Origin of the sequence: Xanthobacter aminoxidans (genome assembly GCF_043193615.1) — a bacterium.
Lineage (GTDB): Bacteria > Pseudomonadota > Alphaproteobacteria > Rhizobiales > Xanthobacteraceae > Xanthobacter > Xanthobacter aminoxidans.
This window is the reverse complement of sequence record NZ_JBAFUS010000003.1, coordinates 160,611-180,409: the sequence shown is the minus strand read 5'-3', so window position 1 is coordinate 180,409 and position 19,799 is coordinate 160,611. Positions and strand designations below refer to the sequence as shown.

At 69.2% G+C, this 19,799-nt stretch carries 15 protein-coding genes; 6 read left to right on the top strand and 9 right to left on the bottom strand.

Annotated features, from left to right (window positions below):
* Positions 1-120 precede the first annotated feature (120 nt).
* Positions 121-2,667 (top strand): AsmA-like C-terminal region-containing protein, encoded by a 2,547-nt coding sequence (locus V5F74_RS15900; RefSeq protein WP_394009117.1) that lies wholly within the window; start codon positions 121-123, stop codon positions 2,665-2,667.
* A gap of 128 nt (positions 2,668-2,795) precedes the next feature.
* A complete protein-coding gene (locus V5F74_RS15895; RefSeq protein WP_394009115.1) occupies positions 2,796-4,916 on the top strand; it encodes a 3-hydroxyacyl-CoA dehydrogenase NAD-binding domain-containing protein in 2,121 nt (706 codons plus the stop codon).
* Between the two features lie 78 nt (positions 4,917-4,994).
* Here V5F74_RS15895 and V5F74_RS15890 read toward each other — a convergent pair whose 3' ends face one another.
* Together V5F74_RS15890 and V5F74_RS15885 are read right to left on the bottom strand one after the other, a co-directional pair.
* Positions 4,995-6,188, bottom strand: a complete 1,194-nt coding sequence (locus V5F74_RS15890) for an acetyl-CoA acetyltransferase (RefSeq protein ID WP_394009114.1) — start codon at positions 6,186-6,188, stop codon at positions 4,995-4,997.
* Positions 6,189-6,203: 15 nt separating this feature from the next.
* Positions 6,204-7,649 carry a 3-oxoacyl-[acyl-carrier-protein] synthase III C-terminal domain-containing protein gene (locus tag V5F74_RS15885; RefSeq protein ID WP_394009112.1) on the bottom strand — a complete coding sequence of 482 codons (1,446 nt, stop codon included), beginning with the start codon at positions 7,647-7,649 and terminating at the stop codon, positions 6,204-6,206.
* A gap of 157 nt (positions 7,650-7,806) precedes the next feature.
* Here V5F74_RS15885 and V5F74_RS15880 point away from each other — a divergent pair, with 157 nt between their 5' ends.
* Entirely contained in the window at positions 7,807-9,042 is a 1,236-nt protein-coding gene (locus V5F74_RS15880; RefSeq protein ID WP_394009110.1) for an NAD(P)/FAD-dependent oxidoreductase, read from the top strand.
* A gap of 248 nt (positions 9,043-9,290) precedes the next feature.
* Here the strand turns inward: V5F74_RS15880 and V5F74_RS15875 are convergent, their stop codons facing one another.
* On the bottom strand, positions 9,291-9,965 hold the full coding sequence (locus tag V5F74_RS15875; protein ID WP_081837830.1) for a TetR/AcrR family transcriptional regulator: 675 nt from the start codon (positions 9,963-9,965) through the stop codon (positions 9,291-9,293).
* 490 nt (positions 9,966-10,455) lie between these two features.
* On the opposite strand from V5F74_RS15875, the gene V5F74_RS15870 reads away from it, so the two are divergent.
* Positions 10,456-11,781 carry a phenylacetate--CoA ligase family protein gene (locus tag V5F74_RS15870; RefSeq protein ID WP_029557211.1) on the top strand — a complete coding sequence of 442 codons (1,326 nt, stop codon included), beginning with the start codon at positions 10,456-10,458 and terminating at the stop codon, positions 11,779-11,781.
* Between the two features lie 25 nt (positions 11,782-11,806).
* Positions 11,807-12,691 (top strand): alpha/beta hydrolase, encoded by an 885-nt coding sequence (locus V5F74_RS15865; protein ID WP_394009107.1) that lies wholly within the window; start codon positions 11,807-11,809, stop codon positions 12,689-12,691.
* 298 nt (positions 12,692-12,989) lie between these two features.
* On the opposite strand, the gene V5F74_RS15860 is transcribed toward V5F74_RS15865, so the two are convergent.
* The 6 genes from V5F74_RS15860 to V5F74_RS15835 all read right to left on the bottom strand — a co-directional run bounded on the left by V5F74_RS15860 (position 12,990) and on the right by V5F74_RS15835 (position 18,128).
* A complete protein-coding gene (locus V5F74_RS15860) occupies positions 12,990-14,108 on the bottom strand; it encodes a CaiB/BaiF CoA transferase family protein (RefSeq protein ID WP_394009105.1) in 1,119 nt (372 codons plus the stop codon).
* A gap of 5 nt (positions 14,109-14,113) precedes the next feature.
* Positions 14,114-14,434: a 2Fe-2S iron-sulfur cluster-binding protein gene (locus tag V5F74_RS15855; protein WP_296584094.1), complete on the bottom strand. Its 321-nt coding sequence runs from the start codon at positions 14,432-14,434 to the stop codon at positions 14,114-14,116.
* Positions 14,435-14,471: 37 nt separating this feature from the next.
* On the bottom strand, positions 14,472-15,209 hold the full coding sequence (locus tag V5F74_RS15850; protein WP_394009103.1) for an SDR family NAD(P)-dependent oxidoreductase: 738 nt from the start codon (positions 15,207-15,209) through the stop codon (positions 14,472-14,474).
* Positions 15,206-16,027 (bottom strand): enoyl-CoA hydratase/isomerase family protein, encoded by an 822-nt coding sequence (locus V5F74_RS15845; RefSeq protein ID WP_394009101.1) that lies wholly within the window; start codon positions 16,025-16,027, stop codon positions 15,206-15,208. The genes V5F74_RS15850 and V5F74_RS15845 overlap by 4 nt, the downstream gene beginning before the upstream one ends.
* Before the next feature lie 290 nt (positions 16,028-16,317).
* On the bottom strand, positions 16,318-16,851 hold the full coding sequence (locus V5F74_RS15840; RefSeq protein WP_394009099.1) for an aromatic-ring-hydroxylating dioxygenase subunit beta: 534 nt from the start codon (positions 16,849-16,851) through the stop codon (positions 16,318-16,320).
* Entirely contained in the window at positions 16,851-18,128 is a 1,278-nt protein-coding gene (locus V5F74_RS15835) for an aromatic ring-hydroxylating oxygenase subunit alpha (RefSeq protein ID WP_394009097.1), read from the bottom strand. Before V5F74_RS15835 ends, V5F74_RS15840 begins: the two co-directional genes overlap by 1 nt.
* A 385-nt stretch (positions 18,129-18,513) precedes the next feature.
* Between V5F74_RS15835 and V5F74_RS15830 the strand changes: the two genes are divergently transcribed.
* On the top strand, positions 18,514-19,674 hold the full coding sequence (locus V5F74_RS15830) for an ABC transporter substrate-binding protein (RefSeq protein WP_394009095.1): 1,161 nt from the start codon (positions 18,514-18,516) through the stop codon (positions 19,672-19,674).
* The last annotated feature ends 125 nt before the right edge of the window (positions 19,675-19,799 follow it).

The following is a 19,799-nucleotide window of genomic DNA, read 5'->3' as shown; positions in this document are numbered from 1 at the left end:
CGGCACGTCGGCGCGTCGTGCGGCGAAGGTCGCACGAGAAATCGCCTGTCGGACGGGGTTCCAATCGGTATGTTGAGAGGGGGCGGTTGCTTCGCGGCCGTCGGGCAAGGCGGAGGGGTCATGTTTCGCGTCGTGCGGCGGGTCGTTGCGGTCCTGCTGGTGCTGGTGTGCGCCGCACTTCTCGCGCTGGTGCTGGCGGCCAACCTGCCACAGGCGGAGGGACTGCGCCGGTCGCTGGCGGAACAGGGGCTGACCCATCTGTGGGGCGAGCCCGTGAGCGTGCGCGGGGCGGTGACGGTCTCCCTGTGGCCCAATGCGGCGGTCGATATGGACGGCGTGGAGGCGCACGGCACCGATGGCGCCAACGCCCGGACCGATCGTCTGACCGTCGCCATCCCGCCTTATGCCGAACTGGTCAGCGGCGGCCTGCGCTACAGCCTCGCTGTCGAGGGGGGAGACTTCGACGTGCCTTTCGCCAGCGGCGAGGCGGCCCGCCCCGGATCGCTGCTCGAATCCCCCATCCACGTGCTGTCCCTGCTGCCGCACCTCACCATCCGCGACACGGTGGTGCGCTTCACGGACACCATGAACGGCTGGCTGTTCGATCTCAGGGTGAAGGATCTCAGGAGCGTGGCGGAGGCGGGGCGCAACGTGCTCGTCGCCGACGCGGCCCTGAACGGCCAGCCCCTCACCCTCGGTTTCGCCTTCGACCTCGAGGTGGAGAAGGAGGAGCGGGAACGCCCCTATGGCGCCCGTATCACCTTGGCCACCGCCGGAGGACCCGACGCCCCCGGCCTTTCGGCGCGCTTCGACGTGCGTGCGCCGACGAAAAGGTTCGACCATGGCCTCGTGATGAAGTTCGATGCCGACGCCAAGAGCCTCGCCAAGGGGCTCACCCTCGCCGGCATCGCCCCCTCCATCGACGGCACCGGCAAAGTCAGTGCCCGCTTCAAGGCCGAGCCGGACCGCTTCAGCTTCCACGATCTCGACCTCGTCCTCACCCTGGCGGACGGCGAGCGCATCTCCGTCACGGGCCAGGCCGACGACCTCGCCACCCTCGCCGGCGCCGACCTCAAGGTGGTGGCCGATCTCGCGACCGCCGCGCCCCCCGCCGTCTCCCTGCGCGACATCGTCGTCACCCGTCTGACAGGGGACTTCCGAAGCCGCGCCGAAGGCATGATGCTGGAGGAGATCCTCATCTCCACCAACGCGTTCGACCAGAGCCTGAGGGAGATTGGCCCCATCAACGTGCGTTCGGTCACGCGCGACGCGGAGGGGCATGTGGCCTTTCGGGGCATCTCGGTGATCGCCGGCCCGCCCAGCCGCCCCATCGCCCGGCTGGAGGGCAATGTGGACGACATCCTCGGGTTTGCCGGCGTCGAGCTGGCGGGCGGTGTCGACATGCCGGTCGCCAGCGTCGTCGCGTTGCCGCCCGAGGCCCAGGACAAGCTCGGACGCATCGTCGGCAGCCTCTCCATGTCGGACGCCGGGGGCGGGCTGGGGGTGGATTCCTTTGCCGCCCGCATCGAGGGCAGCGCCCTGGTCTCGGCGACGCTTGCCCTCGTGCTGGACGATCTCGGCAAGCCCGGCGTCGCGGCCACCACCCAGGTGGATGCGCGGCTCAAGGTGCCGAACTATTCCGCCTTCGTCGCGGCCTTCGGCGACACCTCCGATTTCCGCGGGCAGGTGACGTTCGAGGGGCGCCTGAGCGGCAACACCGATGCGCTGACCATGGAGGGGCGCACGGACATCGGCCGCACCCGCATCGACGGCACCCTCTCCAGCCTCGCCGCGCCCGGGGGCCGGTCGGTGGTGAAGGGCAGCATCACCTCGCCGCTGGTCTATGCGGACGAGCTTCTCGCCTTCATGCGTCCGGAAGGTCAGCGGCGGCGCAAAACGGTCAAGCTGATCGGCAGCCGGGAGCCGGAAGGCGGCAGCCAGATCGACCTGATCGGCACGACGGATGCGGACGTGGCCATCTCCGCCACCCGCCTGCAGGGCGGCGGCGACAGCGCCACCGGCGTCAAGGCCCGTCTCGTGGTGAACAATGGCGCCCTGCGCGTGGACCCGCTGCGCATCGGCTATCGCGGCGGCGTCATCTCCGCCGTCATGGCGAGCGAGGGGCGCTCCGTGCTGCGCACCAAGGGGTCGGGGACGGGCTGGCCGCTGGCGACCCTGTTCGGGCATGGCTCGCCCATCTCGGTGTCCGGCACCCTGAGCGTCGTCTTCGACCTCACCACCCGGATGGATGCGGACAACCCGCTCGCCACCCTCGGCGGCACCCTCACCGGGCGCGTCGGCCGCGGCCGCATCGGCACCGGGCTTCTGGACCTCGCCGGCGTGGGCATCCTCGCGGGCATCTTCACCTCCTCGGTACAGAAGGGCGAAAGCGTGCTGCGCTGTGCCAAGGTGCCCCTCCAGTTCCACAAGGGCGTCGGCCGCACCAATCCGGTGATCGTGGTGAATACCGAGCATGTGCAGGCCCTCGCCCGCGGCACGGTGGACCTGGTGCGCAACCGCATCGATCTGCGCGTGGCGCCGCGCCCGATCACGGCGCCCGATGGTCCGCCCGGCCACAGCTTCACCGTGAAGGGGGCGCTCAGCAGCCCCGTCATCGCGATGGCCTCCGCCGGCAACGAGCCCCACGGCCGCTACAGTTGCGAGTGAGGCGGGGGGGGGGGCGGCTGAGGTCCTTCCGCTTGTCGTCTTGGAAATAATAAATCGATCGTTTAATCTTTGAATCGCCGGCAAGGCCCGGCGACACAGCCGCCGCACGCCATCCTCAGGAGCGACCCATGACCGACCAACCGCCCGCGGCCCCGCGCGGCGCGCCCCCGCATGCCGAAAGCGTCCCCGTGAGCATCACGCGCCATGGCACCGTCGCGGTTGTCCACATCGATCATGCGCCTGTGAACGCGCTGTCTCGTGGCGTGCGTCAGGGGCTGATCGATGCGGTGCAGTCGCTGGATGGGGATGCGGCGGTCTCTGCGCTCGTGCTGAGCGGCGGGCCGGGGCGGTTCATCGCGGGGGCGGATCTGCGGGAGATGGCGCTGCCGCCGGATGAACCGTTTTTGCCCGAGGTGGTGGGCGCGATCGATGCCTGCACCAAGCCGGTGGTCGCCGCGCTGGATGGTGCTGCGCTGGGCGGCGGATGCGAGATCGCGCTGGCCTGCGATCTCAGGCTCGGGTCGGCGAAGGCGCTGGTGGGGCTCACCGAGACAAGGCTCGGCATCATCCCCGGTGCGGGGGGAACCCAGCGGCTGGTGCGGCTGGTGGGCGTGGCGCAAGCCATCGCCCTGGTCTGCGAGGGGCGGGTGCTGAAGGCCGGCGAGGCGCTGGCGCTGGGCCTGCTCGATGCGGTGGTGGAGGGCGATCTCCTCACTGAGGCCATCGCCCGCGCACCGGCGGCGGCCAAGCGCCGGTTGTCGGCCCTGCCGGTGCCCGTGGGCGATCCGGCCGAAGAGGCGGCGGCAGCCGCCAAGGCCCTCAAGGGCGCGAAGGGTGTGCCGGCCATCGCCGAAGCCATCCGTGTCATCACGGCCTCGAAGGACGGCGACTTCGCCGCGGGGCTTGCCCTTGAGCGGGCCGCCTTTCTTGCCCTGCGCGAGAGCCCGGAAGCCAAAGCCCTGCGCCACCTCTTCCTCGCCGAGCGCGAGGCGGTGAAGGTGCCGGGGCTGGAGGGGGCAAAGGCGCGTTCGGTGTCATCAGCCGCCGTCATCGGCGCCGGCACCATGGGCGCGGGCATCGCCGTGGCGCTGCTGGACGCCGGATATCCCGTGATCCTCGTAGAGCGGGACGATGAGGCCGCGCAGGCCGGCGTCGCGCGCATCGATGCCCTCTATGCTAGGCAGGTGAAGAGCAATCGCATCGATGAGGCCCGCAAGGCCGAGCGCCTCGCCCGCCTCCTCCCGGCCTCCGACTATGCCGCGCTGGCGCAGGCCGACCTCATCGTCGAAGCCGCCTTCGAGGACATGGGGGTCAAGACCGACATCTTCCGCCGCCTCGACAAGGTGGCCAAGCAAGGCGCGGTGCTGGCCACCAACACCTCCTATCTCGACCTCGACGCCATCGCTGCCGCCACCGCGCGGCCGCAGGACGTGGTGGGCCTGCACTTCTTCGCTCCGGCCAACGTCATGAAGCTGCTGGAGGTGGTGAAAGCCACCCGCACCGCGCCGGATGTGCTGGCGACCGCGCTTGCCCTCGCCAAGAAGATGGGCAAGCAGCCGGTTGTTGCGGGCAATTGCGACGGCTTCATCGGCAACCGCATCTATGCGGTGTACCGGCGCCACGCGGAATATCTGGTGGAGGACGGGGCCGCGCCCGAAGAGGTGGATGCGGCGCTGGAGGCGTTCGGCTTCGCCATGGGCATCTTCGCGGTATCGGACATGTCGGGCCTCGACATCGCCTACGCCATGAGGAAGCGCCGGGCGGCGGCGCGGGACCCGAACGAGCGCTACGTTTCCATCGCCGATACGCTGGTGGAGGCGGGTCGGCTGGGCCGCAAGACCAACGGCGGCTGGTATGCCTACGACGCCGACGGCAACCGCTCCCCCGACCCCGCCGTCACGCAGATCATCGCAGAGGCCCGCGCGGCCAAGGGCATCCAGCCCCGCAGCTTCACCCAAGAGCAGATCCAGCTTCGGCTTCTGGCGGTGATGGCGAACGAAGGCGCGAAGGAACTCGCCGAGGGCATCGCGCTGCGGCCGTCCGACATCGACCTCGCCTTCGTCAACGGCTACGGCTTCCCGCGCCTCAAAGGTGGCCCCATGCACGCCGCCGACGCCCTCGGCCTTCCCACCATCCTCACCGAGATCAAAGTCGCCCACGCCACCGGCGGCGCCGGCTCCGAACCCGCAGAACTCCTCGCCCAGCTCGCGGCCGAGGGCAGGACTTTCGCAGACTGGCAAAAGGCCTAAGCCGCTCACCGACATTAAAAAACCCCGCCGCCGGCATGTGCCGGGCGGCGGGGCAGTCAGCGGGCCGCCACGGTCGGATCAGGCGGCACCGACAATGGTGATGGAGCACACGTTCTGCGCCGGCGCGCCGCCCAGATTGTGGGTGAGGGCGAGGCTCGGGCTCGCGAGCTGGCGTTCGCCGGCCTGTCCGGTCAGTTGCAGCCAGCATTCGTAGAGCATGCGCAGGCCGGACGCGCCCACGGGATGGCCGAAGCATTTCAGGCCGCCATCCACCTGACTGGGCATGGCGCCATCCGCGTCGAAAGCACCGTCCAGCATGCGTTTCCAGGCGGTGCCTTCGTCGGCGAGGCCGATGTCTTCCAGCGTCACCAGCTCGGTGATGGAGAAGCAGTCGTGCAGCTCGGTGAAACTCAGCTGCCTGCGCGGATCGGCGATGCCCGCCTCCGCATAGGCCCGCTTGGCGGCGATGCGGGCGGTGTGGACGTAGGAGCCGTTCCAGCCGCTGCTCTGCACCTCCCAGCCGTTGGAGGCGACGAGCTGGATGGCCTTCACCAGCACCGGTGCCTTGCCGAGGCTTCGCGCGATCTCCGGCGTGGTGACGATGGCGCAGGCCGCGCCGTCCGACACCGGGCAGCAGTCGAACAGGCCCAGCGGGTCGGCGACGAGCGGGGCATTCACCGCCTGCTCGACGGTGATGGCCTTGCGCAGATGGGCGTTCTTGTTTTTCACCGCATTGGCGTGGCTCTTCATGGAGGTGTGCCCCATGGCCCGCTTGAGGTCGCCGGCGGAGATGTTGTGCCGGGTGCCATAGGCCCGCGCCAGCTGGGCGAAGTTTCCAGGATTCGTGTGTGTCGGCAGATACATGGGCGCGAAGGTGCCGCGCGAGGCTGGGGGCAGGCCGGCAAAACCGGTGTCCTTCAGCTTCTCGACGCCCACCGCCAGCGCGATATCCACCGCCCCCGACGCCACCGCATAGACGGCGCCGCGAAAGGCCTCCGTGCCGCCGGCACAGAAGTTTTCCACGCGGGTGACGCCGATGTTCGGCAGGCGCAGGGCCTGGGCCATGGGGGTGCCGGCCTTGCCGGCGCCGATGTCGTCATAATGAGAGGAATACCAGGCCGCGCCGATCTGGTCGGGGGCGATGCCGGCATGGCCGAGCGCCTCCAGATAGGCTTCCGCCATCAGCTCTTCCTGTCCCACGTCCCAGCGCTCGCCGAAGCGCGAGCAGCCCATGCCGAGGATGGCGACCTTGTCCTTGATTCCGTTGGCCATTTTGTCGCCCTCCGGTCAGGCTGCGGCGGACGGCGCGGGGGCCGCGACCGCCTTCCAGAAATAGCGGCGGAAGCCGGCGCGCTCGTCCAGATCCTTGATGCGGAAGACGAAACGCACCGCGTCGCCGGGCGAGAGCCGCTCCGCGTCGGGGTCGGTGAAGTCCATCATCAGGCGGGCGCCGCCGGGGATGTCGATGAGGCCGTAGCAATTGGGCGGGCTGCGGGAGAAGGCGAGGCGGTCGGCGGTGGCGGTGGCGACCGTGCCACCGAGGTCCGCAAGGGGCCATGGCTGCTGGGTTTCCGCGAACAGACCCGTCTCCGCGACGGCGAGGCGGGAGGGGGGAAATTGCACCTGCCCGGTCTCGGGGCTGCGGCTGCCGACGAAGCCCAGCAGGGCCTCGGCATTGCGATAGGCCGTGGTCAGCGCCTCATTGACCGGGAAGCGTCCGCGCAGGCCGCGCTCCCACGGCATCAGGCCGCGAAAGATGGGGAGTTTCAGATAGTTGGGCTCGGCGATGCCATCCGCCAGAACGGCCGAGGCGGCGGCCGGGAAGGCGCTGATGGCTTCGGTCGCCTCCAGCACCAAAGCGGTCGCGCCCTGCCCGAACTGGGCGACCAGCACCCGCTCGCCGGGGCGGATGTCTTCCATCGCCCGCGCCAGCATGACGAGGGCGTGGGCGGCGCCGGTGTCTCCGCATTCCAGATCAAGGGGTTGCGCGAGTTTTGCGCGGGAGAGACCGGCCGCCTGCGCCACCGCCTTAGCTGCGCCGGGAATGACGCAGGGCAAGACGAAATGGTCGATATCGGCGGCGGAAAGCTGCGCCTTTCCAAGCGCTTCCGCGATGGCGCGGGGCACGAGGTCGAGGAAGCCCTCTTCCCGCACCCAGCGCTCCTCCCAATCGGTGGCGAGCGGTCGGTCGGCGGCGCGGTAGCGCTCGATGAAGGGGGCGGAGAGGCTGGCCCCGCCGCGATAGGTGAGGAGGTCCGGCCCGCACCCGACGAGGGCGCTGACACCCCCATCCGCATAGCGCATTTCGGCCGTGCCACCCGGGGTATTCAGCGGCATGTCGGCGGCTGTCAGCAATGCCGGTTCCGAGGATTCAAGAGCGGCGTGCAAAGCGAGCAGTCCGCACCGCATGGTACCTCCGACATCCTGCGCCCGGGTCGCCTCGGGGAGGCGAAGGGCGGCATGGACGAGGGACGCCTGCTGTGGCTCGGCAAACACAGGGGTGGTGGTGGCGAAGGTGAGGGCACGGACGGCCGTTCGCGCCTCAGGAACCTGCGCCAGGCAGGCGCGGGCGGCGGCGACGGCCATGGTGATGGGGTCTTCGTCCCAATAGGCCAGGGTGCGGGCGCCGCGGGTCTCGGCGCGGGGGCAGAGCCAGCCCATGGCGGCGGCCATGGCGGTGCGCTGGAGGCGCAGGCGCGGCAGATGGATTGCGAGTGCTGTGATGCCCGTCATGTGGTGCCCGTCTGTGCGGCCGGGGGAGGGGGCTTCACCGGCGTCCACGCGCCGAACGTCGGGGCCGACGGCGCGCGGGAAAGCCGATTGCCGCCCGCATTTCGGCAGTATAATAATCAGAACGTTCGGTCAATCAATATCCAGAACGGGGGACGCCATGGACCAGGAACACGCCGGTGAGGATCACATCTGCATCGTCGGGGCCGGGCAGGCGGCTGCCTCCCTCGCGCTGCGCCTGCGGCATGGCGGCTATTCCGGTGCGCTGACCCTCTTCGGCGACGAGCCGCACCCGCCCTATCAGCGCCCGCCGCTCTCCAAGGCCTATCTCAAGCGGGAGTGGACGGTGGACCGGCTCTATCTGCGCCCGGCCGAGTTCTGGAGCGGCATCGGCGTCGATGTGGTGACGGGCGCGCCGGTCACGGCCATCGATCCGGTTGCCCGCACGCTGGAGGTGGGCGGGCGCAGTGTGGCGTGGACGAAGCTGGCGCTGGCCACCGGCACGCGCCCCCGTCCGCTTCCGCCGGAATTCTCCGGCCTGACAGGCATCTACGAGCTGCGCAGCCTTGCCGATGCGGACCGGCTGGAAGGCGAGATCCGCCCCGGCCGGCGGCTCCTCGTGCTCGGCGGCGGCTATGTGGGGCTGGAGACGGCGGCGGTGGCGGCAAAGGCCGGGCTCGCCGTGACCGTGGTGGAGCGGACCGCGCGCATTCTGGAGCGCGTCGCCTGCGCCGAGACCTCCGACGCCATCCGCGCGCTCCACGCGGGCCATGGCGTGCGTATCCTCGAAGGCCGCAGCGTGGCCGGGGTGGAGGCGCGGGACGGCACTGTGGCGGCGGTGACGCTGGATGACGGCACGCGCCTGGAGGTGGATGCGGTGCTGGTGGGCATCGGTGTCCTGCCCCGCGACGAGCTCGCCCGCGCGGCCGGCCTCACCTGCGAGAACGGCATCGTGGTGGACGTGCATGGGCGTACATCGGCCCCCGGCATCTGGGCGGCGGGCGATTGCGCGGCCTTCCCGTTCCAGGGGCTCCAGACGCGGCTGGAGAGTGTGCAGAACGCGGTGGACCAGGCCGAATGCGCGGCGGACGACATGCTCGGCCACACCCGCGCCTATGCGCCGGTGCCGTGGTTCTGGTCCGACCAGTACGACATGAAGCTCCAGATCGTCGGCCTCAACCGCGGCTATGACGCGGTGCTGCGCCGACGGTCCGAGCGGGGCGAATCGCTCTGGTATTTCCGCGACGGGCGGATGATCGCCGTGGACGCCCTCAACGATGCGCGCACCTACATGGCGGCCAAGAAGCTGCTGGAGGCGGGGGCGGTTCTCACGCTCGACGAGGTGGCGGCGGAGGGGTTCGATCCGGTGGCGCGGATGAAGCGGCCGGCGGCATGAGGGGGTGACGCTCCGGACGGAAAACAGCGCGCGTTGCCGTCACCTCGTCATGGCCGGGCTTGTCCCGGAAGTCGGCTGTTGCCGACTTCCGCCTGTGAGAGCGGAACCCGCAAACATGCGGGCTCCGGCCATCCACGTGGAGCGGCTGGGAACGCTTTGCGGAAGTGGCTCCATCGGCCCGACGTGGATGCCCGGGACAAGCCCGGGCATGACGGCTCGTGCGAATCCCTCGGTCCCTTCGGCGAGCCTCACTCCTTGGCGCCGCGCCCCTCGTGCCGCGCCGCATGGCGGCCCTCCGGCTTGGCGTGCGCCGTGCCGCCGTTCGCCGGTGCGGGGGCGTTGGCGTAGCCCTTCACGAAGAGGTCCACCGTGCGGTCGGCCAGCTCGTTGGGCGTCACGGCGCCGTCGGCGTGGTACCACGTATAGGTCCAGTTGATCATGCCGAAGAACAGCATGGTGTCCACGTGGGCCGTGCTGGAATGGGCGAGGTCCGGCCGCAACTGCAACAGGATGTCCCGGACATAGGCGATCAGCTCGCGCTGCTTGGCCACCAGCACCTTGCGCGTCTCGGGGGCGAGGAACTCGGCACAGGTGAGCAGGGCCACATGCTGGTCGCGCGAGACCGAGTAGACATCGAGGAACAGGCGGGTGAGCTGGCGGAAGCGCTCCTCCGGATCCTGATAGCCGTAGAGGGTCTGCCGGCACTTCATGAGGAGGCTTTCCACATGCGAGGTCAGCATGTCGGAAAGGATCGCCTCCTTGGAGGTGAAATAGTGATAGAGCCGGGACTTGGAGCACTCGCAGGCCTCGGCGATGTCGCCGATGGAGGTGGCCGCATAGCCGCGCTGCGCGAACACGGACGCCGCCCGTTCGAGGATGGTGTCGTGAATGTTGTCGTATTCGGCTGAGCGCGTTCTCGCCACGGCGGCCACACCTGCAAGAATGTTCCGATCATTCGGTCTATAAGCGCATGGGGCGGCGGTGCCAAGGGCGGCGGGCGCGGGAGGGGTCTGTCTGAAGCCGTTCAAAAGCGCGCGACGGGCAGGGCGTGGCTTATCCTTCGGGTAGAATAAGCGTGCGGCCTCTTCCCGCCGTCATGGCCGGGCTTGTCCCGGCCATCCACGTCGAGCCGATTTCACGGGTGTTTCAGACCTGTTTCCGGCCCGACCACGTGGATGCCCGGGACAAGCCCGGGCATGACGGCTGCACAGGATCTCCGGGCCTTTCCCCACCCCGCTGCCGCAGGTGCCTTCCCCGCCTTCCCCATGGTAGCCTCGCCGGGCATCCGGGCATGGAGGTTGATGCAGATCAAAATCGCCGTTTACATAGACCATCCGTTCGGTCTATTAATTCGCCAACCGAGAGCGGCCACAAGAGCCGCGTGTTTCAACGGTCGGATGGGGGAGGAGCCACATGCAGCATCCTGAGGTGGAGTCGCTCGATCGCGACGGTATTCTGAAGCTCCAGCGCGAAGGCCTTGCTGGCCTCGGCGCGCGTCTGGCGCAGTGCGACACCTGGAAGGCGCATTTCGCCCAGGCCGGCATGACGCCGGAGGACCTTGCCTCCGAGGACGGCCTCGCCAACGCGCCGTTCATGGACAAGTCGCTGCTGCGCGACCTCTATCCCTTCCCCTTCCTCACCGTGCCCATGGACAAGGTGGAGCGCTTCGTCGCCACCTCAGGCACCACCGGCCTGCCGGTGACGTTCGGCATGACGAAGAACGACCTGCACAGCCTGCTGCCCTCCCAGATGGCGCGCCTGCTCACCGCCGCCGGCGTGAAGCCGGGCTTCCGCGCCTATCAGGGCTATGGCTACGGCCTGTGGATCGGCGGCCCGGCGCTGGATGCCGGCTTCTCCGCCGTGGGCTGCACCAATTTCCCCATCGGCCCCGGCCGCGGCGAGCTGGCCGCCCGCTGGCTGCGCGACCACGCCTATGACGTCGCCTCCATGTCGCCCTTGTGGCTAATGACTTTGGTACAGGCGGCCAAGCATCAGGGCATCAACCCGCGCACCGACTGGACGCTGAAGGTCGCCATCCTCGGCGGCCAGTCGGTCTCGGCCGAGTTCCGCGCGCAGCTGGAAGCCGAGATGCCGGAAGGCTTCATGAGCCACAACATCTACGGCACCACGGAAGCCGGCGGGCCCATCCTCGCCATCTCCACGCCCTTCACCCACGCCGACGACGAATTGCAGCTCCTCAACGAGGATACGGTGATCGTCGAGATCCTCGATCCCAAGACCATGAAGCCGGTGTCCGAGGGCGAGGTGGGCGAGATCGTCATCACCACCCTGCGCAAGGAAGCCTCCCCGGTGGTGCGCTGGCGCACCCGCGACCTCGTGCGGCTCTCCCCGCGCCCTTATGATTGCCCCTCGGGCCGGCGCGGCATGCGCAAGATCGGCCGGATCATCGGGCGCACCGACGACATGATCAAGTTCAAGGGCGTCATCGTCTTCCCGTCCCAGATCGAGGACGTGATCGCCGGCATTCCCGGCCTCGCCAAGGAAGCCTGGCAGATCTACGTGGACAAGGAAGCCACCACCATCGGCAAGATGACCGTGGCGGTGGAGGCGGTGGCCGCCTCGCAGCGTCCCGGCGAGGATGCGGCGGCCGACGTGCGGCGCGAGATCAAGGCCCGCCTCGGCATCAACGTGAACGTGGAATGCCATCGCGAGGGCGAGCTGCCGCGCTACGAGGCCAAGGCCACGCGCGTGCTGCACCGGCCCGAAGCGACCCACTGAGGCCGCCTTGACCGAGGCCCTTCCCATGGACTCACCCGCCTTCGCGCGGGTGCGTGCGCGCATCGCCGCCGCCACCTCCGCCTGGGCGGCGGGGATGACGCTGGCCGAGATCCGCGACAGCTTCGAGGCCTTCCTCGGGGCGGGCGAGGGTGCGCCGGAGGTGGTGCGCACGCCGCTCCCCCTCGCCGGCCTGCCCGCCTGCGCCTTCGATGCGCCGGGGGGCGATGCCGCCCGCGCGCTGCTCTATTGCCACGGCGGCGGCTTCCAGATCGGCTCCATCCGCTCCCATGCGGGGCTGATGGCGCGGCTCGCGGCGGCGAGTGGAATGCGGGTGATCGGCTTCGACTATCGCCTCGCCCCCGAGCACCGCTTTCCGGCGGCGCACGACGACGCCTGCGCCGTCTATGGCGCGCTGGTGGAGGCGGGGGAAACGCCGCTCGCACTCGTGGGGGATTCCGCCGGCGGGGCGCTGGCGCTGGGCACCGTCATGCGCGCGCGGGATGCGGGTCTCGCGCTGCCCAAGGCGCTGGTGCTGCTCTCGCCCTGGCTCGATCTCGCCATAAGCGGGGAGAGCTACACGGCGCTGGCGGAGAAGGACATCTTCTCCCGCCCCGAGCAGTTGAGGGCCATGGCGCGGACCTATCTCGGCCGCGACAACCGGCCGGACGACCCCGCCGCCTCGCCGGTCAAGGGCGATCTTGCCGGTCTTCCGCCGATGCTGGTGCATGCGGGCGGGCACGACATCACGCTCGACGACAGCCACCTTCTGGCGCAGCGCGCCGCTGAGACGGGTGGGCGGGTGGCGGTCGAGGTGTTCCCCGGCATGTGCCACCACTTCCAGGTGTTCGAGGAGCTGCCCGAGGCGGCCCAATCCCTCGCGCGCATCGGCGCCTTCCTGCGCGGCCTCTGACCCCCGGCCCTCCTCCCGACGGCTGGACCCTCGTCCGCGTCGCCAGAGCCGGGCCCACTCGCCGGCCTCCCGCCACCGCCGGGAGGCCGGTTTTTTCGTGGGCTGCTCCGTTCACGCACGGCCTCTATCCTACAATGCGGCGTCATGGCCGGGCTTGTCCCGGCCATCCACGTCGGGCCGATCGAGCTACAGTCCGAAAATTGATGCCCGGCCGTTCCACGTGGATGGCCGGGACAAGCCCGGCCATGACGGCTGGTGCGTGGGGGGCGCGTCAGCTCTCCGCCTCACCCCATTCAGCTTACCCCAGCCGCGCCGGATCGAGGCCCCAGTCGGCGAGGATGGCCCGTCCGTCCGCCCCCGGTGCCGAAGGGCCGTGGGCCACCGCGGACGGCGCGGCGGAGAAGCGGGGGGCGGGGGCGGGCTGGGTGACGCCGTCCACGGTGACGAACGCCCCGCGCGCCTGCGCATGGGGATGGGACGCGGCCTCGTCCCAGTCGAGGATGGGGGTGACGCAGGCGTCCGTGCCGGCGAAGAGGTCCGCCCAATGGTCGCGCGGCTCACTGAGGAACAGCGCGGCAAGGCGCGCGCGCAGCTTGCCCCAGCGGGCGGGATCGGCGGCGTGGGTGAATTCGGACGGCTCCAGCCCCAGCCGGTCGAGGAGGATGCGGTGGAAGCGGCCCTCCACCGGCGCCACGGCGAGGAACTTCCCGTCGGCGCAGGCATAGGTGCCGTAGAAATAGGCCCCGCCATCCAGCAAATTCGCCGCGCGCGCATTGCTCCACATCCCGCCGGCGCGGAAGCCCCAGAACAGCGCGGCGAGCAGCGATGCGCCGTCCGTCATGGCGGCATCCACCACCTGGCCCTGCCCGGTGGTCTTGGCGGCGAGCAGCGCGGCCACCATGCCGAAGGCCATCAGCATGCCGCCTCCGCCGAAATCCGCCACGAGGTTGAGCGGCACAGGCGGCGGCGCATCGGCCGGGCCGATGGCGGCGAGCGCGCCGGTCATGCCGAGATAATTGAGATCGTGCCCGGCCGCATCCTTCAGCGGCCCCTCCTGCCCCCAGCCGGTCATGCGGCCGTAGACGAGGCGCGGATGGGCGGCAAGGCACGGCTCCGGCCCGAGGCCGAGACGCTCCATGACGCCGGGCCGGAAGCCCTCGATGAGGCCGTCCGCGCGGGCGATGAGATCGCGCATCACACCGAGGTCGCCCTCGGCTTTGAGGTCGAGGGCGATGGAGCGGCGGCCGCGCGCCAGCACGTCGAAGCGCGTGTTCATAAGCGGGATGTCCGCCCGGGCGCCCTTCTGGTGGATGCGGATGACCTCCGCTCCCGCATCCGCCAGCATCATGGCGGCGAAGGGGGCGGGGCCGAGGCCCACCATCTCGACGATGCGCAGTCCCGAAAGCGGACCCGGCATCGCCCTCAGCCCTGGCCGGCGGGCAAATGGACGACGAGGCCGTCCAGCGCCGGCGCCACCTTCACCTGGCAGGAGAGGCGGGAGGTGTCGCGCACGTCCTCGGCGAATTCGAGCATGTCGCGCTCCATGCCGGTGGCCTCGCCCACGGCCAAAGACCATGCGGGGTCCACATGCACATGGCAGGTGGCGCAGGAGCAGGCGCCGCCGCATTCGGCGACGATGCCGGGCACGTTGGCGCGGCGGGCGCATTCCATGACGGAGAGCCCGTCATCCGCATCGATCTCGATGCGCTCAGCGGCGGGGGTCACGAAGACGATGCGGGTCATGGGGGGCTTCCAGTATCTTGGTCTTGCTTCACGAAAATCAGGCGCCGCAGCCCATGCCGCCGGAGACGCCCAGCACCTCGCCGGTGACGAAGGAGGCGCCGGGCGAGGCGAGGAAGGCCACCGCCGCCGCCACCTCCTCCGGCTCGCCCATGCGGCGCAGGAGGGTGAGGGCGGCCATGTCGGCGAGGATCTTCTCGCCCACCTCGGCCACCGCCCGCTCCACCATGGGGGTGCGGATGGGGCCGGGCGCGACGGCGTTTGCTGTGATGCCGTAGCGGGCATTCTCGCGGGCGATGGAGCGGGTGAAGCCGATGAGCCCGGCCTTGGCGGCGGCATAGACCGCCCCGCCCTTGGAGCCCAGCCGCCCCGCCTCCGAGGCCACGTTCACCAGCCGCCCGTAGCGGGCCGCCTGCATGCCGGGCAATGCGAGGCGGGTGAAGAGGAAGGCGGTTTCCAGATTCACCGAGAGCAGGAAGCGCCAGTCGTCCACATTGGTGTCGGTGAAAAAGGCGTGCTGGTCGGCGCCGATATTGTTCACCAGCACGTCGAACCCGCCGTGTGTGGCGAACAGCGCCTGCGCGGCCGCCGCGTCCGTTCCGTCCATATGGACGAAGGTGGCACCGGTTTCCGCCGCGAGCACGCTGCCCGCCGTGGCATCGCGATCGCAGAAGGTTACGGCAATGCCGTCCGCGCCGAGCTGGCGGACGATGGCGGCGCCGATGCCGGCGCCCCCTCCGGTGACGAGCGCCCGGCGCGGGGTGGTCGGCGCGGTCATCGGCCGGTGAAGACGGGCTTGCGCTTCTCGATCACCGCCGCGAGGCCCTCGCGGCTGTCGGCGGTGAAGGAGAGTTCGGAGACGGTGCGCGCCTCCTCCGGCAAGGCACGCTCCACGTCCAGCGCGTTCCACAACAGGCGCTTGGTGGCGGCCATGGCGAGGGGCGCGCCGGCGGCATAGAAGCGCGCGGCCTTGCCGGCTTCCTCGGTCAGCGCCTCGTCCGGAACGCACTTGGTGATGAGGCCGATGGACTGCGCCTCCTCGGCGCTCACCACGCGATTGGAGAGCATGATTTCCGCCGCGCGGCGGAAGCCCACGAGATGGGGCAGGATGACCGAGGCGCCGGCATCCGGCGCCATGCCCACCCGCGTCGCGCCGGCCATGAACTTGGCGCCCGCGCCGGCGATCACGATGTCGGAGGCGCAGACGAGGCCGAGCCCGCCGCCGCCCGCCGCATAGCCGTGCACCTCGGTGACGACGACGGCTTTGAGGCGGATGAGCGCGCCGATGGCGACCTGCAGATAGGCCGTCACCTCGCGCAGGAAATCGCCCAGCGCCTCACCTTTGGAGGCGAACTCGCGCACGTCGCCGCCGGCGCAGAAATTGGCGCCCGCGCCGCGCAGATGCACCACCCGCACATGGGCGGAGCGATGCACCACCATGATGGCCTTGTAGAGCGCCTGCATCAGCTCGATGTTCATGCCGTTGGCCGAGCCGGGGCGATTGAGCGTGAGGGTGGCGACGCCATCGGCATAATCGAGCAGGACGGGGCCTTCGGCGATCCAGTTTTCGGGGGCGGTGGGGGTGCTGTGTGTCATGGGTGCCTCTGGGGCGGGAGGGGAGGGCGGAAGGGCGAGCGCTTTCGACGCCCCATCCGGTCGTCATGGCCGGGCTTGTCCCGGCCATCCACGTGGTGCGGCCGGGAACATCATTTCGAACGCTGCGCCAGCGGCCCGACGTGGATGCCCGGAACCCGCATGTTTGCGGGTTCCGGTCTCACGGGCGAAAGTCGGCAACAGCCGACTTCCGGCACAAGGCCGGGCATGACGGCTGGAGAGGGCTGGGAAGCTGCCGGGCGAATGGCGCGATTACTTGCCCGGACCCGTCCTCACACCAGGAACGACAGCGTGTAGATGGGCTTGTTGTTGTTCACGAGGCAGATCTTCTTGCGCACCAGACGGAAGCCGTCGTCCGTCATGCGCAGGCGGTAGGTGTTGCGCGCCGCCCAGAGGGTGTCGCCGCGCAGATTGTCCTCGTAGATGAGGACGTTGGCGCGCACGTCCACCTCGGGGCCGCGCACCTCGGCGATCTCGATGTTGGAGATCACGCGGGCCAGCTCCGAGCGCGGCGTCTGGGTGTGGCGACGGCCCGTCTTGAGCTGGCGGATGCGCACGCCGATGCGCGAGCGGTTGTCGTAGAGCACCGACATTTCCTTCTCGGGGTCGGTGTCGTCGCCATTGGCCGGGACCCAGTAGATGGCGTCGCCGGTCCAGAGCGCCTCCCAGCCGTCGTAATCATGGGTGTCGGCGAGGCGGGCCTCCAGATAGAGGAACTGCGCCACCTGATGGTGCAGCGTCGCCGGCTCCAGCTTGGCGAGGTCGGGGGCGGAGGCGTCCGCGAAGGAATGGGCGAGGGCGGTCATCAGCGGGCCTCCGTCATCAGGTTCAGATAGTGGCGCCAGATGCCGCGCTGCGGCGTCTCGTCGGTGGAATGGGCGATGCGATAGCCGTTCTCGTCGAGGCGCTCGCGGTGCAGGCCGCGGGAGAGCACCAGCCATTCGGGATCGAGAATCTGCGCGCCGCGATGGTTGCGCTCGTACATCTCGGTGTCGTCGGCGAGCAGCAGGCCGGCGGGGCCCACTGAGCCCATGGTCTGCTGGCGCAGGCGGCGGTTGATGTCCGGCGCGCCCTTGAACTGCACGGCGGTGACATGCTGGATGGTCTCGTCCACCGCGACAGGTTGAAGGACGAAGATCTGTATCTCGGCGATGAAGAGGTTCGGGAAGATCATGACGTGGGGCGAGCCGTCGATCATGATCTCGCGGGCCCGCTCCTCGCCATAGGCCGCGTTCATGCTCTTCACGTATTCGGGCAGGCGCTCCGGCGTGGTGCCGAACCACTGGAGCGGCTTGTCGTGCTTGCGCCATTCGGGGCGCAGGTCGAACTCGGTGTGGCCGTTGCCATAGTCGCGGGTGAGGGCGGTGGACTCCGCGCCGTAGAGGCTGCCGATGCCGGAGCTGGTCACCTGGAACACCGAGCCGTGGACGAAGCCGGGGTGGTAGCCGTCCGTCTCGTTCTCCAGCATGAACTTCCAGTTGGCCTTGGTGCGGTGCTGCAGGAAGCCCGCGGTCAGCTCCAGCTCGCCGGTGGGCGAGTTGTCGAGCAGCTGGTCGAGGGCCGCCTTGGCGCCGCCGAGATGCTCTTCCAGCGAGATGCCCTCGGCCGCCATGGAGCCGAAGACGAAGCCGCGATAGATGGCGATGCGCGGCACCTTGCCGAGGTTCAGCCCCGCCTTGCTCTGGCCCTCGTAGCCCTCCGGCAGGGCATAGCCCATGAGGTCGCCGGTGTTGGAGAAGGTCCAGGAGTGATAGGGGCAGGTGAAGCTGGTGCGGTTGCCCTTCTGGTAGGCGCACAGCTGGTTGCCGCGATGGGGGCACTTGTTGAGGAGGAGGCGGACCTCGCCTTCCCGGTCCCGCACCATCAGCACCGGCATGGGGCCGATGGACTTGGTGACATAATCGTTCTTGTTGGGAATTTCGCTGGTGTGGCCCACATAGACCCAGGTCTTGTACCAGATCTTCTCCAGTTCTTCCTGGAAGATGGCGGGATCATAATAAAGACGGCTGTTGATGCGCGCGGGCTCGATGAGCGCGCGATAGTCGTGGGCCTGTGCGGCCTCGGACACGGCGGCGTGCGGCATGGCGGTCCACCCCTGATGCGACGTTGGATTGTCGGATAATTCATCGAACGATCGATCTAAGTATTCTCGCGTTCCTTGAGCCATGTCAAGCGGCGTCCTGCGATCGGCCGACGCAAATTCTTTCCGCGTCCGCCGCTGAGAGATCGCCCAGAGGCGCGCTTAATGCCCTGAAAGACCCAAAAAATTCGGCCCTGCTGACGTTGCGTTGAAGCGCTCAAGATTCTGGTGGAAATGCGAACGGATCTGAATTAAAAAGACCGAACGATCTAACGATAATAGATCGAAGCGTGATGCCCCCTCGCTTTCTCCCGCAGGCTTGTCTCCTCAGGCTTGTCAGCGGTGGCGACGGCTCGGCGGCGTCACCCATCAATTCTGGGGAGGACACATGAAGAGCATTGTCACGGGCGCCCTCGCGCTGGCCCTCATGGCCACCGCCGCCACCACCGCCGCCACAACCCCCGCCCTCGCCGACATCAAGATCGGCGCCGTGGTCTCCGAGACGGGACCGGCCTCCTCCCTCGGCGATCCCGAGGCCAAGACCATCCGCATGATGGTGGAGGAGTTGAACGCCAAGGGCGGCATCAAGGGCGAGAAGGCCAAGCTCGTCCTCTATGACGACGGCGGCGACCCCTCCAAGGCCAAGACCTTCGCCACCCGTCTGGTGGAAGACGATGGCGTCGTCGCCATGGTCGGCGGCACCACCACCGGCACCTCGCTCGCCATCCTCGCGGTGGCGGAAGAGAGCAAGGTGCCCTTCATCTCGCTGGCCGGCGCCATCGAGATCATCGATCCGGTGAAGCCCTTCACCTTCAAGACCCCGCACACCGACCGCATGGCGTGCCAGAAGATCTTCGACGACATGAAGTCGCGCGGCCTGACGAAGATCGGCCTCATCTCCGGCACCGACGGCTTCGGCGCCTCCATGCGCACCCAGTGCATCGCGGTGGCCAAGACCTCCGGCATCGAGATCGTCGCCGACGAGACCTACGGGCCGAAGGATGCGGACATGACCCCGCAGCTCACCAACATCCGCAACAAGCCGGGCATCCAGGCGGTGCTCAACACCGGCTTCGGGCAGGGGCCGGCCACCATCACGCGGAACTATGCGCAGCTCGGCATCACTTTGCCGCTCTACCAGTCCCACGGCGTCGCCTCCAACGCCTTCATCGAACTCTCCGGCGCCAAGAATGCCGAGGGCGTGCGCCTGCCCGGCACCGCGCTGCTCGTGGGCGAGCTGCTCGACCCCAAGGACCCGCAGAAGAATGTGGTGCTGGCCTACAAGGCGAGCTTCGAGAAGGCGGCCGGCGGCGCGCCGGTCTCCACCTTCGGCGGCTATGCCCACGACGCCATGCGCATCCTCACCGAGGCTCTGGCCAAGGCGCCGTCCGCCAAGCCTGCCGCCATCCGCGATGCCATCGAGGGCACCACGGGCCTCGTCGGCACCACCGGCACCTACAATTACTCGAAGATCGACCATCTCGGCCTCGATCTCTCCGCCTTCCGCATGCTGGAAATCAGCAACGGCGGCTGGAAGCTGGTGAAGTAGAGGGCCCCACCCGGCCCGTCTGTCCGCCGGCCTTCCGCCATCGGTCCACGGCCGCCGTCAGGGGCGGCCGTGGACGCCCCGACCTCAGACAAGCCGCCCCCGCCGGACGCGTCGCACCCGGCGGC

Coding starts and splice junctions, on each gene's coding strand:
- V5F74_RS15900 (WP_394009117.1), top strand. CDS start 121: ATGTTTCGCGTCGTGCGGCGGGTCGTTGCGGTCCTGCTGGTGCTGGTG.
- V5F74_RS15895 (WP_394009115.1), top strand. CDS start 2,796: ATGACCGACCAACCGCCCGCGGCCCCGCGCGGCGCGCCCCCGCATGCC.
- V5F74_RS15890 (WP_394009114.1), bottom strand. CDS start 6,188: ATGGCCAACGGAATCAAGGACAAGGTCGCCATCCTCGGCATGGGCTGC.
- V5F74_RS15885 (WP_394009112.1), bottom strand. CDS start 7,649: ATGACGGGCATCACAGCACTCGCAATCCATCTGCCGCGCCTGCGCCTC.
- V5F74_RS15880 (WP_394009110.1), top strand. CDS start 7,807: ATGGACCAGGAACACGCCGGTGAGGATCACATCTGCATCGTCGGGGCC.
- V5F74_RS15870 (WP_029557211.1), top strand. CDS start 10,456: ATGCAGCATCCTGAGGTGGAGTCGCTCGATCGCGACGGTATTCTGAAG.
- V5F74_RS15865 (WP_394009107.1), top strand. CDS start 11,807: ATGGACTCACCCGCCTTCGCGCGGGTGCGTGCGCGCATCGCCGCCGCC.
- V5F74_RS15860 (WP_394009105.1), bottom strand. CDS start 14,108: ATGCCGGGTCCGCTTTCGGGACTGCGCATCGTCGAGATGGTGGGCCTC.
- V5F74_RS15855 (WP_296584094.1), bottom strand. CDS start 14,434: ATGACCCGCATCGTCTTCGTGACCCCCGCCGCTGAGCGCATCGAGATC.
- V5F74_RS15850 (WP_394009103.1), bottom strand. CDS start 15,209: ATGACCGCGCCGACCACCCCGCGCCGGGCGCTCGTCACCGGAGGGGGC.
- V5F74_RS15845 (WP_394009101.1), bottom strand. CDS start 16,027: ATGACACACAGCACCCCCACCGCCCCCGAAAACTGGATCGCCGAAGGC.
- V5F74_RS15840 (WP_394009099.1), bottom strand. CDS start 16,851: ATGACCGCCCTCGCCCATTCCTTCGCGGACGCCTCCGCCCCCGACCTC.
- V5F74_RS15835 (WP_394009097.1), bottom strand. CDS start 18,128: ATGCCGCACGCCGCCGTGTCCGAGGCCGCACAGGCCCACGACTATCGC.
- V5F74_RS15830 (WP_394009095.1), top strand. CDS start 18,514: ATGAAGAGCATTGTCACGGGCGCCCTCGCGCTGGCCCTCATGGCCACC.